The sequence below is a fragment of the Deinococcus marmoris genome (assembly GCF_001949125.1).
In the GTDB taxonomy this organism is placed as follows: Bacteria; Deinococcota; Deinococci; order Deinococcales; family Deinococcaceae; genus Deinococcus; species Deinococcus marmoris_A.
The window spans coordinates 151904-171678 of the sequence record NZ_MSTI01000077.1 but is presented as its reverse complement, the minus strand read 5'-3'; the positions used below and the strand labels follow the sequence as shown (position 1 = coordinate 171678).

Genomic DNA, 19775 nt, shown 5'->3' with positions numbered 1-19775 from the left:
CACTATAGGCGATTCAGCACGTACAGCCGGTGCCTGCCCCTGAGTCCGCCGAAGCGGGAGGTGAAGCCCTGCTCCTGCTCCACGCCCAGGCCACAGGCGGCAAACATCCCCAGCCATTCCAGGCGGGAGCGCTCGCCGTGCGGGTGGCCGAATTCCAGATTGATCAGGGCATCGGTCACGCGGTCCAGACGGTTCGGTGGAAACTCGCCATTGCCGTCCTCCAGCACCAGGACGCGCCGTGACACCCGCGCCGCTTCCCGCAACACCGCCACCGGATGGGGGCAGTGGTGCAACACGAAGGCCAGCAGCACGGCGTCGAATGAGCAGTCTGGAAAAGGCAATGTCGAGCCGTCATACAGCACGCGCGGCACGCCAGATTCACGGCCCAGCCGCGCGGCGATGGGGTGTGCCACCAGCCGCTGCCCCAGCGCTCCAGCGTGCGGGGGGACGTCGGCCATCGTCACAGCCCAACCCCTGCGAGACAGCAGGACCGCCGTGTGGCCCGTTCCCGCACCCAGGTCCAGCACGCGTCCAGATGGCAGGTGGGGGCGAATCAATTCCAGTATCAACTGCGCCCGACGCCAGCCCAGCGGGGCGTAGACGGCGGAGATTATGCGTGGCCAGAGGTTCACGCGCCCCTTCGCTTGATCCCCTTCATCGGCGCGTGGGTCCACGGGTCATCCGGCCAGGGATGCCGGGGGTAGCGGCCCCGCAGGTCCTTGCGAACCTCGAAATACGACGAATTCCAGAAACTCCGCAGATCCTGCGTGACCTGCACGGGCCGTCCGGCAGGCGACAGCAGATGCAGCAGCACGGGCGTGCGGCCTCCGTTGACGGCAGGGGTGTCGGCCAGCCCGAACAGTTCCTGCAACTTGACGGCCAGGATGGGCGGTGAGCCGTCTGGGCGGTACTCCAGGCGAATGCGGCTGCCCGTGGGAACCCCCAAATGCGTGGGCGCGAGGTCTTCGAGCTGCTGCGGCAGCGGCCAGGGCAAGAGCGCCTGAAGTGCGGGCAGGAGGTTGATCCGCCCCAGGTCCTCCCGCGTGCGGGCCGTGCCCAGATACGGGCCGAGCCAGTCCTCCAGCGTGTCCAGCAGCGCAGCATCGGAGGGGTTGGGCCAGTCGCTATCCGGGTGCCAGTGGCGTAGCGACTGGACGCGGGCGCGCAGGCCCGCAGCCTCACGGGAGAAGGTCAGAAGGTGCAGGCCCTCGGCGCGGATGGCCCCGGCCAGGGCATCCAGCCGCAATCCGGCAGGCAACTCTTTGAGTGGGCGGGTTTCGAGGACCAGCGCCCCCACGCGGCGTTCGTTCTGGGCGAGCAGGGTTCCGGTGCGGGTCTCCCAGCGGACGCTTTCCATCCATGCGGCGCGGGATTCCAGGGCAGACAGCGCAAGGGGAGCCGCCAGATAAATTCGGCCCTCGGCGTTGTTGGGATTCAGGGCACGGGCATCCAGATGGGCCACCGCCAGCGCCTCAGCTCCGGCCAGCGCGTCGCCCTCCGGCAGCGCCACGCCCTGACCGCCCGCCAGCAGAAAGCGGCCCCGCATGCCGCCGGGCAGGACCTCGCGCGGCAATGCAAGGCGTTCGGGGTAGGCCAGGGCAATCAATTCCCCCAGATCGTAGGGATCGGGTTCGGCGTTGTCCGCCCGCACGTCCAGCAGCCCACGCCACTGCTTCGCCAGCCGTTCAATGCGCTCCAGCACGGCGACGTCTCCCCTGCCGCCACGTCCAGCCCGCCACAATCGCAGCGCTTCCACCCGTTCGGTCAGGTCCGCACCGGAACCTGGGGGCAGCGGATCGCGTTCCTCCAGCAGCGCGGCCAGATCGGCGGCCAGCGGTCCCAGGCCAGCCTCCGCCCCGCCCGTCAGCAGGTGGGCTAGGCGCGGGTGGGTGGGAAATTCCAGCAGCCGCTGACCTTCCGGGGTCACGCGGCCCGTATCGTCCAGGGCATTCAGGCCGCGCAGCAACGCACGGGCGGTTTCCACGCGGGGGGTGGGCGGCGCGTCCAGCCACGCCAGATCGGTGGGGTCCGGCGCACCCCAGGCAGCCAGCTCCAGCACCAGCGGCGCGAGGTCTGCCTCCAGCACTTCCGGGGGGCGGGCGGCGGGCAGCAGCGGCTGGGTACGCTCCGGCCAAAGACGGTAAGCCACGCCCGGCGCGGTGCGGCCCGCGCGTCCGGCCCGCTGCGTGGCGCTGTCGCGGGTGACACGGCCTGTAACCATGCGGGTCAATCCCGTGGCCGGGTCAAATGCCTGGGTGCGGCTCTGGCCGCCGTCCACCACCACCCGCACGCCGTCGATGGTCAGCGAGGTCTCGGCAATGCTGGTGGCCAGCACCACCTTGCGCCGCCCATCAGGATCGGGGAGAAGGGCGCGGCGCTGTTCCTTCACGCTCAGATCGCCGTAGAGGGGCAGCACCAGCGCCCCCCCCTCTCCCAGTTGTACATCAGCCAGTTGCGCGGCGGCCCCGCGAATCTCGCGCACGCCAGGAAGGAAGGCCAGGATGTCGCCCTCGTCCTCGGCCAGAGACTGCCGCACCTTGCGGGCCACGGCGTCTTCCACGCGGCCCACCGGGTCTGTCGGCAGGTAACGGACCTCCACCGGGTACGCGCGGCCCACGCTTTCCACCAGCGGGGCACCCAGGCGGGCGGGCAGATCCGGGTCCAGGGTGGCGCTCATGACCAGCACACGCAGATCGTCGCGCAATGCCCCCTGTACCTCGCGCAGCAGGGCCAGGGCCAGATCGGCGTTCAGGCTACGCTCGTGGAACTCGTCCAGAATGACCAGCCCCACCCCGGCCAATTCCGGGTCACGCTGGAGGCGGCGGGTCAGGATGCCCTCGGTGACGACTTCCAGGCGGGTCTGCTTGGACACGCGGGACTCGAAGCGCACGCGGTAGCCCACGGTTTCGCCCACCCGCTCGCCCAGGCCCTCGGCCAGCCGCGAGGCCACCGCCCGCGCCGCCACCCGCCGGGGCTGGAGCATGATCACCGACTGCCCGGCCAGCCAGGGTTCGTTCAGCAGTTCCAGCGGCAGCGCCGTACTCTTGCCCGCGCCGGGCGGGGCCTGGACCACCACCAGCGGGTGCGCCGCCAGCGCTGAGCGCACCGCCGGGATGACCTCGGCAATGGGCAGGGTGGGCGGCTGGGGGGGCATGAGGGGCAATGGTATCAGCCGGGACAAAAGGTAGAACCGCAGTCTGCAACAATCACTGTGGTCCACAATTTTTAGTTAGCCGCTCTCTTTCGTTCAAGGCAGGGAGCGGTTATTTCGTTTTCTTTGAGGCAGCTTTCGAGACTACAGCCGCTGCGAGAGATCGGGTTAAGGCACTGCCGCCATTACCGGACAGAACTTTCGCTGCCTTACGTTCTGTAGGCGTCACTCGTGCTGCCGAGTTTTTCTTAGTCATATTTCACCTCCCTCTGTTGCATTATGATGGTAACGTAATTCACTCCTACCGTCAAGCGTTCAGACACAACATATGGCTATACATAGGCGAATTGATGCTAAATGTAGTATGTCTAAGTTCAGACGATTTCCACAGCTTCAGCCTTCCCGCCGCCCCGCCCGTTTCCGCACCTGCCCCGGCGTCAGGGGGCCGCCGTGACCGGGCAGCAGGGCGCGCAGGTCCATCTCAGCCATGCGTTGCAGGGTCTGGCGGGCCTGGACATGGTCCGCGTTGTAGGCGGCTTTGGGCAGATGCGCACCGTCCTTCGCACCGATCACCGCGTCGGCGGCCACCAGCACGCCGTCCAGCAGCACGCCGATCTGGCCGGGGGTATGGCCGGGCAACGAGACGACCTGCCAGCCCAGCACGGTCTCGCCGGGGTGAACAACTTGCAGGGCGTCGGCGGAGACTTTGGGATGCGCCCGCGACACCATTCGTCCAATCTCCGGGCGGCCCGCCGGGTACGGCAGATCGTGGATTTCTCCGGTCAACTGCGCGTATTCCAGCGTGTGCGCCAGCAGCGGAATGCCGCGCCGGGCGGCCCTGTACGCGCCACCGGAATGGTCCACATGCGCGTGGGTCAGCAATACGGCGTCGGGGGCGAAATCACGCAGAATCCGGTCAAAACGGCCCGCGTAGGGCCACGCCCCAGCGTCCACCAGCAGACGGCCCGCCGGGCTACTCAGCAGATACACGTTGGCGTACAGGGTCTGAACACGGACACTCGGGGCAAGAACGGTCACTGGCACGATCATTTCACGGCGCGGAGCCGTAAGCTGTAAGCCACATGAATAAAATTTCCTGGCTGGCCGTGCCCACCGAAGAGGGCGCGCATGAGGGCGTCCGCAAACTGTGGACCAAGGCGGAGGCGAACCTGGGTTTCGTGCCCAACGTCTTCCGGGCACAGGCGCTGAACGGCGAGCAGTTCCTGGCGTGGTGGAATTATTTCAACCTGCTGGTCAACAAGGCAGGCCACCTGAGTAACATCGAGCGCGAGATGATGGCCGTGGTGGTCAGCGGCCTCAACCGCTGCGTGTACTGCGCGGTCTCGCACGGCGCGGCGCTGCGCGAATACGGCATGGAGGCGCAGAAGGCCGACACGGTGGCCGTCAACTGGCGACACGCCGATCTGAGTGCCCGCGAGGCCGCGCTGTGCGCCTTCGCCGAGAAACTGACCCTGCACCCCGCCGGGATGGCCGAGTCGGACCTGACTCCACTGCGGGATGTGGGTCTGGACGACGCCCAGATTCTGGAGGCGGTGCAGGTGATCGGCATGTTCAACATGACCAACCGGGTCAGCAGCGCGCTGGGCTTCATTCCCAACGCGGAGTACCACTCGAAGGGAAGGTAAAGCCACAACAGTCTGACCGCTGAACAGCCACGATTCAGCGCGGCGTTTCAGCGGTCAGACTGTCAGAACGCTCGGGCGGTGACTCAGCTCCGGGTGTAGCCGGTGGCCTGCCAGCCGCAGCCGGAGCGGACCAGTTTGATGGTGCCGCCGTACACGCCACTGACCCGCTCGCCGTTGCTGTTCTGGGTGGCGCTCACGGTCACCTTGCCGCCCGCACTGCCCACGTTGCCGTTGATGCCCACGCTGGTGATTTCCACCTTGTAGGAGACGTTGGAGTAGGCCGCGCCATATGCTCCTGCCGCCGCACCCAGCCCCTCGTCCGCCGCCACGCGGGCCGCGCCACGCGCGCTGGCGATGTCCTGCTCGGGGGTCAGCTTGCACTCGGCGGGGGCGCTGCCCGCGTACTGGGTGGTCTCGCCGTCCTCGAACTTCAGGGGTTCGGGAATCTGACCCTGAAGGTTGACGACATTGATGCGGTAGTTGACGCCGACCGACAGACGCGGCCCGATGATGGGTTGCAGCGCCGTGCTGATGCGCTGCGCGCCCACTTCCACATACGCTTCCACCGGCAACAGTGCAATGCCGTAGCGCAGGCCCAGGCCGCCCTGAATGGCGGTATTGCTGCCCTGAATCTCCGCACCGATCAGGGCGTAGGTGGTCACGTTGCTGAAGGTGAACAGATCGCCCGTGACCAGACCGCCGAAGGACCCGGTGCCCGACTTGCCCTCCACATTACTGGTGCAGTAGGCCCCCTGACCGTACAGGCCGAAGCGGCCCTCCTGAAAGCCCACGCGCCCGCCCACGATCTGGCAGCCCAGACCCACGCTGCTGTTCAGGCCCAGCCGCACATCTGCCGCCCCTGCGGTACCCAGGGTGGTGAGTCCCACCGTCGCCAGACCCAGGGCCAGCATCATCTTCACTTTTGCAATCATGAAGACTGTTTTAACACAGCCTTTGGATAGGGCGCGTGAGTGAATGGGATTTCCCCTCTCAGGATGCAGCTTCCCGGCTTCAGAAAAACCGGCTCACGTCGCGCACCACCACAAACGTCATCAGCAGGATCACGAAGGCGAAGCCCGCCACGTTGATGGCCTGTTCCTGCGAGAAGCTCAGCGGGCGGCGGCGCACCACACCCACCAGCACCAGCAGGATGCGCCCGCCGTCCAGCCCCGGAATCGGGATCAGGTTGAAGAAGGCCAGCGACAGATTGAGCAGGGTGGCGATCTGGACCAGCGCCCAGGGGCCGACGGTGGCGGCGCGGCCCACGATCTCGGTGGTGCCGATGGGGCCAGTCACGTTCTCGTCCTGCGAGAAATTCAGGGTCAGGAAGCGTCCGAACAGGTTGCCGAAGGCTTTGAGTACCTGCGGCACGGCCTGCGCCGTGGTGGTCAGCGAGGTCTGGAAAGCGGTGCCCACGCCCGCAGGCACGATGTCCGGGCCGTAGCCGATGCCCAGCAGTTGGCGTTTGCCAGCCACGGTGGGTGTCCAGTCGAAGGTGACATTCCGACTTTCTCCAGCCCGCTCCACCGTGAAGGTATGCGGCCCCGGCGTGCCCAGCACGTTGCGCAGGTTTTCCCAGCCGGTCACGGTCTTTCCGTCCACCTGCACGGTGTCGGGGATGTCCTGCCCGTCGATGGCGCTGATCACGTCCCCGGTCTGGAAGCCCAGCGTCTGCGCGCGGGAATTGGGCTGCACTGACTCGATGCGCGCCCGGTCGGGGGCCGGAATGCCCTGCGAGGAAAAGCTCAGGGTCATCAGGCCGATGGCGAGCAGCAGGTTCATCAGCGGCCCGGCGAACAGCACGGCGATCTTGCCCAGAGCGGGCAGCGCCGCGAAGCCCTTGCTGGCCTGACGGTAACTGACCTCGCCCTCGTTGCCCCGGACCTCCTCGGGGGCCATGCCGTCGATTTCCACGTAGCCGCCGATGGGCAGCAGCGAGAGTCGCCACTCAGTGCCGCGCCACAGCCGCTTGAAGATGATCGGCCCCATACCGATGGAAAACGAATTGACCCGCACGCCCTGCCAGCGGGCCAGCGCGTAGTGCGCCAGCTCATGCAGGAAGGTGGCGATGCTGATGATCAGCAGGGTCCAGATCAAGCCCAGAGGGGTCAGCGCCGCAGAGATGCTTTGAATGAAGCTCACGCCCTCACCCCCACCAGTTCCCAGGCCCGCACGCGCGCCCAGGCATCGGTTTGCGCCAGCGAGTCCCAGCCGAGCATTCCAGCAGGGGTTTCATCCAGCACACGCTCCAGCAATCTGGGAATGCCCGTAAAGGTCAGTTGCCCGGCCAGGAACGCCTCTACCGCCACCTCGTCTGCCGCGTTCAGGGCCACAGGCTGCAATCCGCCCGCCTCGCCTGCACGGTAGGCCAGACCCAGGCAGGGGAAGCGGTCAAAATCCGGCTCCATGAATTCCCAGGTGCCGTGCATGGGCCAGGAGAGATGCCCGGCCACTTCCGGCCCCCGCCGCACGCCACGCACATCACCGGGGCGCTGCATTCCGCCAGGGGCGGCGTCAATGGCGTAGGCAATCGGCAAACGCATGTCGGTGGGGCCGAACTGCGCCTTCAGGCTGCCGTCGCGGAAGCGCACCGCCGCGTGGATCAGACTCTGCGGGTGGACCACCACACCCACCTGCGACAGCGGCAGGCCGTACAGGCTGGCACACTCCATGACCTCCAGCCCCTTGTTCATCAGCGTGGCGCTGTCGATGGTCACCTTTGGCCCCATGCTCCACGAGGGATGCTTCAGGGCCTGCGCGGGCGTCACGCCGCCCAGATCGGCGGGGCCGTCGCGGAAGGGGCCACCGGAGGCGGTCAGGATCACCTCGGACACGTCCGCCATGTTCTCGCCCGTCAGGCACTGGAAGACGCCCGTATGTTCGGAGTCCACCGGGACCACGCGCCCGCCGCCCGCTGCCGCCGCCTCCCAGATCAGGCCCGCCGCCGTGACCATCGCCTCCTTGGTGGCCAGCGCCACCGCCTGTCCGGCCTGGAGCGCGGCGCGGGTGGGGGCCAGCCCGATCAGGCCGCTCATGGCGTTGACCACCACATCGGTGTTCAGGGCGGCCACCTCGCTGACGTCGGCAGTCAGGCGCACATCGGTGAAGATGGCCTTCGCCTCGTTATAGACGGCTGGGTCCACGCTGACCACTGCCGGGCGGAATTCACGCACCTGCTCGGCCAGCAGGTCCAGATTGCGCCCCGCTGCCAGCGCCGTCACCGTGTAGCCACGCTCGCGCGCCACATCCAGCGCCTGCGTGCCGATGCTGCCCGTGCTGCCCAAAACCGTCAGTTCCATGCCCGTCCGCTCATTGCCCCCCAGCATGAGGCATACGGGGTGGGCAGAGTGTGGGGTTGGGAGGGCTTGCCGTCCATACGGTTCACGTTTCCCGTCCTGCGTATTTTCAGGAGAAGCTGAGGTTGACCGTCTGCTCGCCGCTCGTCTCGGTGACCGTGAAGTCCTGGCTGGATTCCGCGCCGCTCTTCACGCAGCGAAAAGTCAGACTCAGCTTCTCCGGGTACTTCGGATATTGAATGCTGTAGACGACGGAATAATCGCCTGCACGGTCAAAGACCACTGTCGTGGAGGCGGCGTTGGGATACCGACCCACCGGTTCCAACATCCCCGTCTCCTTGACCTCAATAAAAGATCGGCCCTTCAGAGCAGTGTTTTTAACATAGGGATCGTTCAGGACGACGGACTGGCACTCCGCAAGTGTTGCTGGTGTGAAGGTCAACTTCAGAAGCCCCGTTGCCACAGGAGGATTCGCGATGTCCCCACGGCTGCACGAGGCCAGACTGAACAAAGCGACAGCGACCAGACCGACAGACAGGTGGCGCATAGAAACTCCTGGGGTGAAATAGCGGGAAGCTGGGGCACTGGACGGACATTGCCCGTCGGCAGAAATTGACGCTGGAGTTGGTCAGGCTGTTCCTTTTGAGGACCGCATGATGCACTCCGTACAGTTCATGGCACACTGGGCCGCTTCCATTCAGCCGCCTGCCCCGGCATCCGAACTATTCCCGACTCGCCCCAGCGCCTCCATCAGCTCCAGCGCGTACCGCACGCCCGTCTCGAAGTCGCGGCGCAGCACATTTTCGTTGGGGGCGTGGACGCGGCCCGCCACGTTGCCGATGCCCAGCGCCACCACGGGCGCACCGACATGCTGCATGAACGGGTACATCGGGCCGCTGCCGCCGCTGCTGGGGTGCAGGATGGCGTCCTGGCCGTAGACCTCGCGGGCCACGCGCACGGCGGTCTGCACGAAGGGATCACTCAGGTCACTGCGGGCGGGGTGCTGGTGGCTTTCCAGCTCGACGATTTCCACATCCTGCAAGTTCTGGGCGTCCAGATGGGCGCGCAGCAGTTCCACGATCTTATCGGGATGCTGGTCCGGCACCAGACGGAAATCGATCTTGACGAAGCCCTCGGCAGGCAGCACGGTCTTGCTGCCGCCGTCGCCATAGCCGCCGTGAAAGCCGTTGACATTCAGTACCGGCATCAGGTTGGTGCGGGTGTTGAAGTCCTGGGGCGCTCCCAGGCGGCGCGTGACCTCGTAGGCGTCGTACAGCGACTCGCCCTGGCCGGGAATGCTGGCGATGGCCGCGCGGTCCGCCTCGGAGGTTTCGCGCACATCGTCGTGGAAGCCGGGGATGGTCACGCGCCCGGTCTCGTCGCGCAGGCTGGCCACGGCCTTCGCCAGCCGCCACAGCGGGTTGTCCACCACCGCCCCGGTGCTGCTGTGCAGGTCGCTGGCCGCCACCCGGCAGCGCAATTCCAGGCACACGATCCCCTTGAGACCCGCGTACAGGATGGGCCGCCCCTCGGGGGTCACGCTGCCGAATTCCCACCACACGCCGTCTGCCTTGAGTTCGGCGGCGTGGTCTTTCACGAAAGCTTCCAGGCTAGGGCTGCCCACCTCTTCCTCACCTTCCAGTAGCCATTTCACTTTGAGGGGGAGGCTGCCACCGTGCCGCTCACGCAGTGCCCGCAACCCGGCCAGCCGGGAGGTGAACTCGCCCTTGTCGTCGGATGCGCCGCGCCCGTACAGGCGTCCGTCGCGCTCGGTCAGCGTAAACGGCGGCGTGTCCCACAGGTTCAGGGGGTCTTCCGGCTGCACATCGTAGTGGTTGTAGATCAGCAGGGTAAAGGGGCCGTCTCCAGCCTCGGCCACCAGCACCGGGGCCACCTGACCGGGATAGCGGGCCACCCTGAAGCCCTCGGCTTCCAGCAGGGCGGTCACGGCGTCCGCCGTCTCGGGCAGCATGCGGCCCTGCGCGGAGACGCTTTGCATCGCCACCAGATCACGTAGATCAGACAGGCCGCGTTCGATGTGGGCGCTCAGATCAGTTGGAGTCATGTCCTACAGGGTAAGGGTTGAAGCACGCCCCGGTAAATCTGGTCCAGGGTCAGCACCTGTCCCAGACAGGGAACGTCCACCTGTCCCGCGCCCCGGTGTTCGCGCATGGCCCAGTCCTCACCGTTGCGCTGATATTCCACGACGTAGCGTTCGTCCTGCGACACCAGCAGGTAGGTTTGCAGGGTGGGAATGGCGGTGTAAACGGCGTATTTGTGGCGGCGGTCATTGTGCGCCGTGCTGGTTGAGAGAACTTCAGTCAGCAGGCACGGGGAGGACTCGTAATAGCGCCCCGGTTGATCGCCGCCGCAGACCAGCATCACGTCGGGGTAAAAGTAGCTGGCCGCGCCGGAGACGAAAAGCTGCATGTCGGACTGGTACAGGCGGCAGCCCTGCCCATCCGCACCTGGTAACAGTGCCGCCGCAATCCGCAAACTGATTCGCACATGCTCCCCGCTGGCCCCCGCCTGAGCGTGAAGCGGGTACACGAAACCGCCCACGTACTCGCGCTTGTAAGGACTCTCGCGCTCGGTTCGCAGATAGTCCGCTTCCGTCATGGCTTGAGGAGCGGCGTCTGTCATAGGGCTATTTTACGCCCCTACTTCTCGAAGCCGTGCGGATGCCCCTTGTGCCAGTTCCAGGCCGTCTGCACGATCTCCTGCAAGTCGGTGAACTGCGGCGCGAAACCCAGCTCCTGCACGATCTTCGTGGCATCGGCCACCAGCCGGGGCGGATCGCCTGCGCGGCGGGGGGCGATCTCGCGGTCGAGCGGCGTACCCACCACGGCGTCCACGGCGTCCAGCACCTGCTTGACGGAAAAGCCGTGGCCTAATCCCACGTTGTAGGTCACGGCGTCGGTCTTTCCAGCATTCAGCGCCTCCACCGCCAGCACATGCGCATCAGCCAGATCCTGGACATGCACGTAGTCGCGGATGCAGGTTCCATCGGGGGTGTCGTAATCCTCGCCGAAGATCATCATCTTCTCGCGCTGGCCCAGGGCGGTCATACACGCCAGTTCGATCAGGTGCGACTGGCTGGGATGCGCCTCGCCGATGTCCCCGGAGGGGGCCGCGCCGCAGACGTTGAAGTACCGCAGGATCGTGTACGGCAGGCCGTGCGCGGTGTGGAAGGCGTGGATCATGCGCTCGGTCATCAGCTTGGTCTCGCCGTAGACGCTCTCGGGCTGCATGGCGGCGTCTTCGGGGATCGGCACGGCGTCGGTGGTGCCGTAGACGGCGGCGGTGCTGGAAAAGACCAGCGGCACCTTGCGGGTGTCCACGATGGCTTGCAGCAGGTTCAGGCTGCCCACCACGTTGTTGCGGTAGTAGCGGGCGGGGGCGCGCATGCTCTCGCCCACCTCGATCAGCGCGGCAAAGTGGATCACGGCATCAGGCTTGTGGGCTTCCAGGGCGGCCTTGACGCTGGGATAGTCCAGCAAGTCGGCCCTGACCAGTTCCACATCGTCCGGCAGCGCCTCGGCGTGACCGCTGGAAAGGTTGTCCAGCACCACCACACCGTGCCCCGCCGCCCGCAACTGCCGAACTGTATGTGAACCGATATACCCCGCGCCGCCAACCACCAGAAGTTTCATCGGGACTCAGGGTAGCAGGACAGGGAAGCAGGACGGACAAAAAGAAGGCTGGCGGACGAGTCGATGTCGTCCGCCAGCCTTCAAAAGTTGTTGTCTGCGTTCAATTCATGATGCGGCGTGCGCCGTTGTAGCGGCTGGCCCAGTACGCGTTGGCGAACAGAGGTTCGATGACGGTCCGGCCCCGGTAGCTGTTGGCGTTGGCCATCATGCCGTCGCCCACATACAGCCCCACGTGGCTGGCGGTGCGGCCCATGGTGTTGAAGAACACCAGATCGCCCGAGCGCAGGTCACGGCGGCTGACCGCGCGTCCCGAGTTCCACTGCGAGGCAGCGGTGCGCGGAATGCTGATGCCCATGCTGCGGAACACGCTCTGCGTGAAGCTGGAGCAGTCCAGGCCGTTTCTGCCGCTGCCGCCCAGCGCGTAACGCACACCCAGGAAACGGGCAGCGGCGGTCCGCACGAACGCGCCGCCAGAGTTGGTGGCGGCGGGCGCAGCGGCGCGGGCAGGCGCGGAAACGGTGGCCCCGCCGATGTTCAGCTTCTGCCCGATCTGGATGGTGCTGCTGTTCAGGCCGTTCAGGCGCATCAGCGTTCCGGCGTCCACACCCGTGGCCCGCGAGATCGCAGACAGGGTGTCACCGTTCTTGACGGTGTACGTGGAGGCCAGGGCAGCGGGGCTGATCAGGGCGGCGAAAGCGAGGGGCAGAAAGAGGCGGGAGTAAGTCATCGACTCCAGAAGTTTATCCCAACTTTATTTATTTGTTCTTAATTCTCGAACTTAAACGTCACCTTTATGCGCCTATACGTTGTTTATGCGTTCTGACCAGCAGCAGATGAAACAGAAATCCGGCGTCTGACTCAAGCTTCTCAGACTTCAGCTCATATTCCGTGGGGCAGCGAAAGTGCCGACAGTCACAGCCTGAACCCCTTTTGCGCGATTTATCACGCTCTCATTTTGCTCATGTGCCAGAAGTGTGCTTCCTGAGACCTGTTTCAGGTGCGGTTCAGGGTGATGCCCACACAGGCCGGAGGACTTCTGGAAGGCCAGCCTCCTATACTTGGCCCAGGCCACCACCGCCCGAATACCCACAGCCCAACCGCCCGATCTGGAGGACCGATGAAGGAACCCATGACCACCGATCAGCTCCTGCAAGGTCTGAAGCACTACCGCCGGATTGCCCGCCAGGACATGCTCCGCGCCCCCGAGACGCCATGGCCGGACGCCTTCTTGAAACACGCCGAATGCCGCCGCGAGGTCTACGTGGCGCTGGGCACCTACGCCGAGAAGCACGCCCCCGACGACGTGATTACCCACGCCCTGGAGCTGTACCAGACCATTCCCTTTTCCACCGGCACGCCCGAGAACGAACATCCCGATCTGAAGGGCAAAGAGAACGCGCTGGAAAACTTCTTTCTGCTGGTGGGCCTGGACCCCAAGACCCGCCGCGAGGCCCGCAGCCGCCGCCCCAAACTGGCCGCCCCTGAAACCGTATCGCCCGGGGAAGTCGCCACTGGAAGCTGACGCCGCCCGCCGAATGACTTCACGCAGGGCCGCGCTTGGGGCGCTGGAGTTGCAGAGCCTAGGCTGCGTCGCCTGCCGCCTGCGCCCCGGCTGCACAGGGGTGGTGGTGGCCGAGGGCGATCCCGCTGCCCGGCTGGTCATTGTCGGCGAGGGGCCAGGACGCGAGGAGGACCGTATGGGCCGCCCCTTCGTGGGGCAGGGCGGAGAACTGCTGGACCGCATCCTGACCTCGGCTGGGATCGCGCGGGACGAGACGTACCTGACCAACACCGTCCGGTGCCGCCCGCCCGGCAACCGCACCCCCAGGCCCGATGAGACCGAGACCTGCACGGCGCTGTGGCTGGACGCCCAACTGGCCCTGCTGCGCCCACGCGTGATCCTGAGCCTGGGCAACACCGCCACCCAGCACCTGCTGAAAACCGGGCGCGGCGTCGCCAGCCTGCGCGGCCAGTGGTTCGGATTCACGCATGACGACGGTGGGGGCGGGACGTATGAGGCGCTGTTGATGCCAATGTTTCACCCCGCCTACCTGCTGCGAAACGCCGCCCGCACCCCTGGCAGTCCCAAAGCGCTGACCTGGCGTGACATCCGCGAGGTGGCCGCCGTGCTGCGCGGCGAGAAGGAGCCTGGGGAACTGGCGCAACTCACGCCGCCAGAGATGGACGGTCAGCCGGGGCTGTTCTGAAGTTCTGGCCCCTGGCGAATGGACGAGAATCAATCCGCGTCAGGTGATGTGGCTGACACAAAGGTCTGGCTCTGGTCCTGACCTGCGTGAAAGTAGCCATACCCTCGCGTGTCCATTCCAGAATTGAAATCCTGGATGTCGCCCGGCCCTCCCCCGCCCCGTACACTGACGCCCATGCCCCATCCTGAATTCGTCGGACTCGTCAATTCTCTCCAGGCCACCGCCGAGGCCGCGCTGGGCGATCTGAACGCCGCCACGGCCAGCGCCGCGCGCGACGGCCTGTTGCAGGAGGGCCGCGCCCGCCAGACCGCCGAACGCAGCCTGAAGTTGCTGACCATGCTGGCCGAGAAGACGCGCGGCAACCTCGATTTTGCCGAGGCTGATCTGCTGACAGAGGCAGTTTCCAGCCTGCGCGAACGGCTGGGGAACGGCACGCAGAACAATGGCACACAGGGCAACTAGTGCGGGCCGTCATTCAACGCGTGAACCACGCCACCTGCACCGTGGCGGGCAAGGTCACGGGGCAGACCGGGCCGGGCCTGATGGTCCTGCTGGGCGTCGCGCCGGGCGACAGCGCCCAGACTGCAAAAGCCCTGGCGGCCAAGATTGCCAAACTGCGAATCTTCAACGATGAGGCGGGCAAGATGAACCGCAGTCTGCTAGACACGGGCGGCGGCATTCTGAGCATCAGCCAGTTCACGCTGTACGCCGACACCCGCGCGGGCAACCGCCCCAGCTTCATCGGCGCAGCCCCGCCTGAACACGCCCGCGAGTTGTACGGCGCATTCAATGCCGCCCTGCGTGATCTGGGATTGGAAGTGGGTGAGGGCCGTTTCGGCGAACATATGGTCATCGACCTGAGCAACGACGGCCCGGTGACGATCACGCTGGAGCTGGACTGAGAATTGGTTTCAGTTCTCGGTGTCCTCGTCTTCGGTATCGCTTTCTACAACCGGGACCACCGGATTGCGGTTCTTGCCGATTTCACGCACGCGTCCGCTGAAGCGGCCCTTGATCTCGTCGTACATGGGGTGGGCGCGGATATCGCCGGGGCGCGAGGGCGCGGCGCTGGCCTGGGCTGGCCTGAGCTGAGGCTGGTCCACTGGCGACGGAGACGGTGCTGCCGGGCGCGGTGCAAGCGAGGGACGTGGGGCGGCCAGACTGGCATACGGCGCGTCGGCCAGATCGGGCGGGCCGGATGGTCCCGCCGTATCCAGTGGGCCGCCGATATCGTCCCAGTCGGGTTCCACATCGATGGCCTCCACGACATACAGTTCGCGGGAGGGGGCGCGGGCCTCGGCTGGCGGCGGGGGAGCGTCGGCCACATGATCGGCCTGCCAGGGATCGGCGTCGATGGTGGGCAGCGGCGCGGGGGCCACGTCATCCGGGCTGGCGGGGCGGGCTAGTCTGGTTTCGGGCTGCCGGGCTTCAGGGGGGCGTGTCTGGGGGCGCGGAGGCGGGCCACTCGCGGGCGGCTCCAGCGTCGCCACAGCAGCCGGACGCGGTGGAAGCGCCGTCTGAAGGGGCGTGGCCTGGGTGGGCGTGATCTGGGTCGAAGCGGACGCCTGCGCTCCCGGTCCATCTGGAATCCGGCTGGCGCGGCGCGGGGCTGGATCGAAGGGGGCAATCTCGATTTCGGCGGCTGGGGCGGCCTGCACGGGGGCGGGGCGTGGAGACGGCGCAGGCTCAGGCCGGGGCGTTGGAGCCGATGCTCCCGCCGCAGAACTGCCGCCCGACACACCACCCAGTTTCTGCTTCTTGTTGGCCTCCGCCGTGATCAGCTCGAAGGTGACCGGGCCGAACACCTTGAGGGCCAGCGTGCTGATGTCATCGAACTTGCTGACCGCCTGCTTGGCGTGAAAGCCATTGTCGCTGTAAGTCAGGCTGACATACCCGGCCTCGGCGTGCATGCGCGCGGGCTTGAGGAAGGCGCGGAGCTGCATGCTGGCGGCGCGGACCACATCGGCCCAGTTGCCCTGTTGCACTGCGCCCTGCTCAGGGGACAGGGTCTCATCGTGTGTATGGAGGGCGTCGCCCTGAATCGCTGCCACCGCCTCCTGCATCACCTCACGGGCCGGGGCGGGGCCGCGCCGCTCCTGAGTTGCCACCGCACCGCCGCCTGCACGCAAGCCCGCCAGCTCTTTTTCCATGCGGTTCAGGCGCTGCATCAGGTCCGCCGGAACGGCTGCCGCACTTCCACTAGCAGCCGTCCCACCACCACCGCCCGCATCGGCAGCCAGCAGGGCGTGGGTCAGGGCCAGTTCCAGACTCTGCCCATCGGCGGAGCGGGCAAAGCGGGCCTCCTGCTCGTCCAGCGCGGCCTGCAATTTGAGGAGTCGGGGCACATCCGCGCCGTCCAGCCGCCCTTCCTCACCCAGACCCAGTTCGGCATGCAGGGCCGCACCCAGCGCCGAGACCAGCCCCTCCACCACCGTGCGGGCCGCGAAGCCGTCGCGGTACAGGTGACCGGCTCCCTGCAAGGCCGCGCCCGCGTCACCCGTGACCAGCGCCGCCGCGATTGCGCGCACGCGCTCGCCGGGGGGCAGGCCCAGCGCCTCCTCCACCCCGGCGCGCGTGACCGCGCTGCCCGCCGCCAACATGCGCTCCAGCAGGCTTTCACCGTCACGCATCGCGCCGTCAGCCAGCCGCCCGATCAGGTTCAGGGCCTCCGGTTCGGCGGTCATGCCCTCCTGGACGGCCAGCCCGGCCAGCTTCCCGGCAATTTCCTCGGGCGTCAGGCGGCGAAAACGGTAATGCTGACAGCGCGAGAGGATGGTGGGAATGATCTTTTCCGGCTCGGTGGTCGCCAGAATAAAGATGACGTGACTGGGCGGCTCCTCCAGCGTTTTGAGCAGGGCGTTGAAAGCGCTCTTGGTCATCATGTGCGCTTCATCCAGGATGTAGATCTTCTTACCGCCGCGCATAGCAGCCAAGCCGATCAATTCACGCAGTTCTCGTACATCGTCTACGCCGTTGTTGCTGGCAGCGTCGATTTCCATCACGTCGGGGTGGGACCCGGCGCGCACGCTGATGCACGACTCGCACTCGCCGCAGGGTTTGGGGTCCGGGCCAGTGCAGTTGGCGGTCATGGCGATCAGGCGGGCGGTGGTGGTTTTTCCGACGCCACGCGGCCCACTGAACAGGTAAGCGTGGCCCACGCGCCCAGCTTCCAGCGCGGCCTTCAGCACGTCCTTGACGTGTTCCTGACCGATCACCTGATCCCAGCGGATCGGGCGGGCGCGCTGATAGATGGCGCTCATGCTTGCGCCCTCGGCATGGGGTGTGGGATGTGGGTTATGGGGTGTGGGACAGGAAAAAAGACCGATCTATGGACCGCCGAACACGTACCGCTCACCGCAAACCTCTTCACCCCCTCAGTTTAGGGCGAGGTGGTCAGGGGCGGGGTGAGGGAGGGTGGGATTGGAAGGGCTGGCCGCCCACGCTCATGGTCAGTTGCCCAGCCTCAATCCGGTAGATGGTGTCCTGTGGGTGGCGCAGGGTCATTGCCTGTTCGGGTGTCAGGCCCAGCAGATGCATCCGCAGCAGCCTGCCGATCATCTCGTGGGACACGATCAGCACATGCCCCGGCCCATCCTCCTGGATATGTTGCAGAGCGCGGGCCACGCGGGGCGAGGCTGTCTCGTAACTCTCGCCGCCGGGCATGACCGTGCGGTACTTGTCGCGCTTCCGCACTTCGGCCAGCAGTGGGAAACGGGCCAGTCGCTCAGAAGGCAGCAGACCTGCCACTTTTCCCATATCCACTTCGGCCAGATCGTCCAGCACGGTCAGCGGCACGCCCAGACCCTCCAGCGCAAGGCGGGCAGTGGTGAGGGCGCGGCCCATCGGACTGACGTAGGCGCGGGTCAGGGGCAGGGCGGCCAACGTCTGGCGGTGATGCTGAGCCTGCTGAACTCCAAGCGTGGTCAGCGGGGAATCCCGGCGGCCCTGGCCCCGGCCCTCCACATTCCAGACGGTCTGGCCGTGGCGCAGAAGGTAGAAGGTGGTTGCTGAACCGTCTACTCTGCTCCGCCTGCCTTTCGCAGCGGCAGATACTGGGGCAGCCACGCGCGGTCCCGGATCACCGTTTCCAGTTGCTCGTCGGTCATGGTGCGAATCCGGCGCTCGGCGCACACGCCGTCGGTGATCGCCTGCCGCGCCACGTTCACTGCCACACGGATGCTCAGCTCGCGTAGATCGTTGATGGGCGGGTACACGCGCTCGCCGTAGCCCGTGGTGAATTCCGCCAGCGTTTTTGCCGAGGCCATCACCATGTTGTCGGTGATCTCGCGGGCGCGGGCGGCCACTGCCCCGAAGCCCAGGCCGGGAAAGATAAAAGCGTTGTTGCCCTGCCCCACCGGGTAGCTCTTGCCCCCGTATTCCACATCCGGGAAAGGGCTGCCGGAGGCGATGATCGCGCCGCCGTTCGTCCATTTGATCAGGTCCGCAGGCTGCGCCTCGACGTGGCTGCTGGGGTTGCTGAGGGGAAAGATGATCGGGCGCGGCGTGTGGTCCAGCATGGCCTCCACGCTTTCCTGCCTGAACAGGCCCGGCACGCCCGTAAAGCCCAGCAGCGCGGTGGCGCGGGCGTTGACGATCACGCCGTGCATGGTGGGATAGTCGCCCGCATAGGTCCAGTCCGCGATGTCTTCCTTGCGGCGCACGAAGCTCATCTGCTGCGCTTCCAGATCGTCCTGCCCGTGCATCAGCAGGCCGTGGCGGTCCACCACGTACACGCGGGCGTTGGCCTCGTCGTAGCTCAGACCGTCGGCCTCCAGACCCTGACGGATGGCGGTGGCCACACCGATGCCTGCCGCGCCCGCGCCCACGATCACGAAGACCTGCTCGGAGAGGCGCTCGCCCTTGATTCGGGCCGCGCTCATCACTCCGGCCAGGGCCATCGCCCCGGTGCCCTGAATGTCGTCGTTAAAGGACGGCACCACCTTGCGGTAGCGCTCCAGCACCCGGAAGGCCGTGCCGCGCGAGAAATCCTCCCACTGGATGATCGCCTTGGGGTAGCGGGCGGAAACGGCTTCCACGAAGGAATCCAGAAACTCGTCGTAGGCGGCCCCGGTCAGGCGCTTGTGGTGAACGCCCAGATACAGCGGATCGTCGATCAGGTCCTGACGGTTGGTGCCCACGTCCAGCTCGACGGGCAACGTCTTATCGGGGCCGACGCCCCCCGCAGCCGTGTACAGCGAGAGCTTGCCGATGCTGATCGCCATGCCGCCGAAGCCCTGGTCCCCGATGCCCAGAATCGCGCTGCTGTCGGTGGCCACGATCATCCGCACGTCGTTGACGGTCACGTTTTCCAGCATGTCCTCTACCCGGTCAATGTCCTGGGTGCTGACCGTGAAGCCGCGCGGGTAGCGGTAGTTGCTGGAGAAGAACTTGACCGCCTCGCCCACCGTGGGGGTGTAGATGATCGGCAGCATTTCCTCCAGGTGGTCTTCCAGCACGCCGAAGAACAACACCTCGTTGCGGTCCTGGAGGGCGCGCAGGTACTCGTGCTTTTCCAGGTCGTTGATGCAGCGCGAGTAACGGTGGTAGGTGCGATCCTTCTGCTCCTCGAAGCTGCTGATATGCGGCGGGATCAGCCCTTCCAGGCCCAGGTCACGGCGCTCCTCTGGGGTAAAAGCGGTGGTCTTGTTCAGCAGCGGGTTTTGCAACAGCGCCAGACCGCTGACCTGCACGTCGATAAAACGGTTGCCCTGTTCATCGCGCTTGACGTCGTAGTACCGGGACACGGAGGGAGATTTGGGCATACTGCCCTCCAGCATAGCGGGCCGGAACCCTGCCCATGTCCATTTACTTAGAAGTCAAAG

The 19775-nt window shown here is 66.3% G+C and carries 19 protein-coding genes; 5 read left to right on the top strand and 14 right to left on the bottom strand.

Annotated features, from left to right (window positions below; genetic code table 11):
• Positions 1 to 2 precede the first annotated feature (2 nt).
• From BOO71_RS12420 to BOO71_RS12410, 3 genes are all read right to left on the bottom strand, one after another.
• Positions 3 to 632 (bottom strand): class I SAM-dependent methyltransferase, encoded by a 630-nt coding sequence (locus BOO71_RS12420; RefSeq protein WP_075832750.1) that lies wholly within the window; start codon positions 630 to 632, stop codon positions 3 to 5.
• Positions 629 to 3154: an ATP-dependent helicase HrpB gene (hrpB, locus tag BOO71_RS12415; RefSeq protein WP_075832748.1), complete on the bottom strand. Its 2526-nt coding sequence runs from the start codon at positions 3152 to 3154 to the stop codon at positions 629 to 631. Before hrpB ends, BOO71_RS12420 begins: the two co-directional genes overlap by 4 nt.
• Positions 3155 to 3544: 390 nt before the next feature.
• On the bottom strand, positions 3545 to 4189 hold the full coding sequence (locus BOO71_RS12410; protein ID WP_254843139.1) for an MBL fold metallo-hydrolase: 645 nt from the start codon (positions 4187 to 4189) through the stop codon (positions 3545 to 3547).
• Positions 4190 to 4233: 44 nt separating this feature from the next.
• Between BOO71_RS12410 and BOO71_RS12405 the strand changes: the two genes are divergently transcribed.
• Positions 4234 to 4797, top strand: coding sequence for a peroxidase-related enzyme (locus tag BOO71_RS12405; protein WP_075832744.1), 564 nt, complete (start codon positions 4234 to 4236; stop codon positions 4795 to 4797).
• A gap of 83 nt (positions 4798 to 4880) precedes the next feature.
• On the opposite strand, the gene BOO71_RS12400 is transcribed toward BOO71_RS12405, so the two are convergent.
• The 8 genes from BOO71_RS12400 to BOO71_RS12365 all read right to left on the bottom strand — a co-directional run bounded on the left by BOO71_RS12400 (position 4881) and on the right by BOO71_RS12365 (position 12473).
• The gene (locus BOO71_RS12400) at positions 4881 to 5729 is read right to left on the bottom strand and encodes a hypothetical protein (RefSeq protein WP_083653379.1); all 849 of its coding nucleotides are present in this window, start codon (positions 5727 to 5729) and stop codon (positions 4881 to 4883) included.
• Positions 5730 to 5808: 79 nt separating this feature from the next.
• Complete coding sequence (locus BOO71_RS12395; protein ID WP_075832742.1) at positions 5809 to 6939, bottom strand: M50 family metallopeptidase; 1131 nt, start codon at positions 6937 to 6939, stop codon at positions 5809 to 5811.
• On the bottom strand, positions 6936 to 8096 hold the full coding sequence (dxr, locus tag BOO71_RS12390) for a 1-deoxy-D-xylulose-5-phosphate reductoisomerase (RefSeq protein ID WP_075832739.1): 1161 nt from the start codon (positions 8094 to 8096) through the stop codon (positions 6936 to 6938). The genes BOO71_RS12395 and dxr overlap by 4 nt, the downstream gene beginning before the upstream one ends.
• A 106-nt stretch (positions 8097 to 8202) precedes the next feature.
• Positions 8203 to 8421: a hypothetical protein gene (locus BOO71_RS27020; RefSeq protein WP_139322918.1), complete on the bottom strand. Its 219-nt coding sequence runs from the start codon at positions 8419 to 8421 to the stop codon at positions 8203 to 8205.
• Positions 8422 to 8790: 369 nt separating this feature from the next.
• On the bottom strand, positions 8791 to 10158 hold the full coding sequence (locus tag BOO71_RS12380; protein WP_075832734.1) for a M20/M25/M40 family metallo-hydrolase: 1368 nt from the start codon (positions 10156 to 10158) through the stop codon (positions 8791 to 8793).
• Positions 10155 to 10736 carry a Uma2 family endonuclease gene (locus BOO71_RS12375; RefSeq protein WP_075832731.1) on the bottom strand — a complete coding sequence of 194 codons (582 nt, stop codon included), beginning with the start codon at positions 10734 to 10736 and terminating at the stop codon, positions 10155 to 10157. The genes BOO71_RS12380 and BOO71_RS12375 overlap by 4 nt, the downstream gene beginning before the upstream one ends.
• 17 nt (positions 10737 to 10753) lie before the next feature.
• Positions 10754 to 11746 (bottom strand): UDP-glucose 4-epimerase GalE, encoded by a 993-nt coding sequence (galE, locus tag BOO71_RS12370; protein ID WP_075832729.1) that lies wholly within the window; start codon positions 11744 to 11746, stop codon positions 10754 to 10756.
• A gap of 100 nt (positions 11747 to 11846) precedes the next feature.
• Positions 11847 to 12473: a C40 family peptidase gene (locus BOO71_RS12365; protein ID WP_075832726.1), complete on the bottom strand. Its 627-nt coding sequence runs from the start codon at positions 12471 to 12473 to the stop codon at positions 11847 to 11849.
• Positions 12474 to 12863: 390 nt separating this feature from the next.
• On the opposite strand from BOO71_RS12365, the gene BOO71_RS12360 reads away from it, so the two are divergent.
• The 4 genes from BOO71_RS12360 (at position 12864) to dtd (ending at position 14855) form a co-directional block, all read left to right on the top strand.
• Positions 12864 to 13268, top strand: a complete 405-nt coding sequence (locus tag BOO71_RS12360; protein WP_075832724.1) for a hypothetical protein — start codon at positions 12864 to 12866, stop codon at positions 13266 to 13268.
• A gap of 13 nt (positions 13269 to 13281) precedes the next feature.
• The gene (locus tag BOO71_RS12355) at positions 13282 to 13953 is read left to right on the top strand and encodes a uracil-DNA glycosylase (RefSeq protein WP_075832721.1); all 672 of its coding nucleotides are present in this window, start codon (positions 13282 to 13284) and stop codon (positions 13951 to 13953) included.
• Between the two features lie 174 nt (positions 13954 to 14127).
• Positions 14128 to 14415, top strand: coding sequence for a DUF1844 domain-containing protein (locus BOO71_RS12350; protein ID WP_075832719.1), 288 nt, complete (start codon positions 14128 to 14130; stop codon positions 14413 to 14415).
• Positions 14415 to 14855 carry a D-aminoacyl-tRNA deacylase gene (dtd, locus tag BOO71_RS12345; protein WP_075832717.1) on the top strand — a complete coding sequence of 147 codons (441 nt, stop codon included), beginning with the start codon at positions 14415 to 14417 and terminating at the stop codon, positions 14853 to 14855. The genes BOO71_RS12350 and dtd overlap by 1 nt, the downstream gene beginning before the upstream one ends.
• A 9-nt stretch (positions 14856 to 14864) precedes the next feature.
• Here the strand turns inward: dtd and dnaX are convergent, their stop codons facing one another.
• The 3 genes from dnaX to BOO71_RS12330 all read right to left on the bottom strand — a co-directional run bounded on the left by dnaX (position 14865) and on the right by BOO71_RS12330 (position 19715).
• The gene (gene dnaX / locus BOO71_RS12340) at positions 14865 to 17213 is read right to left on the bottom strand and encodes a DNA polymerase III subunit gamma/tau (RefSeq protein WP_075832715.1); all 2349 of its coding nucleotides are present in this window, start codon (positions 17211 to 17213) and stop codon (positions 14865 to 14867) included.
• Between the two features lie 133 nt (positions 17214 to 17346).
• A complete protein-coding gene (locus BOO71_RS12335; protein ID WP_075832713.1) occupies positions 17347 to 18018 on the bottom strand; it encodes a histidine phosphatase family protein in 672 nt (223 codons plus the stop codon).
• Positions 17970 to 19715, bottom strand: a complete 1746-nt coding sequence (locus BOO71_RS12330; RefSeq protein WP_075832711.1) for an NAD-dependent malic enzyme — start codon at positions 19713 to 19715, stop codon at positions 17970 to 17972. Before BOO71_RS12330 ends, BOO71_RS12335 begins: the two co-directional genes overlap by 49 nt.
• Between the last annotated feature and the right edge of the window lie 60 nt (positions 19716 to 19775).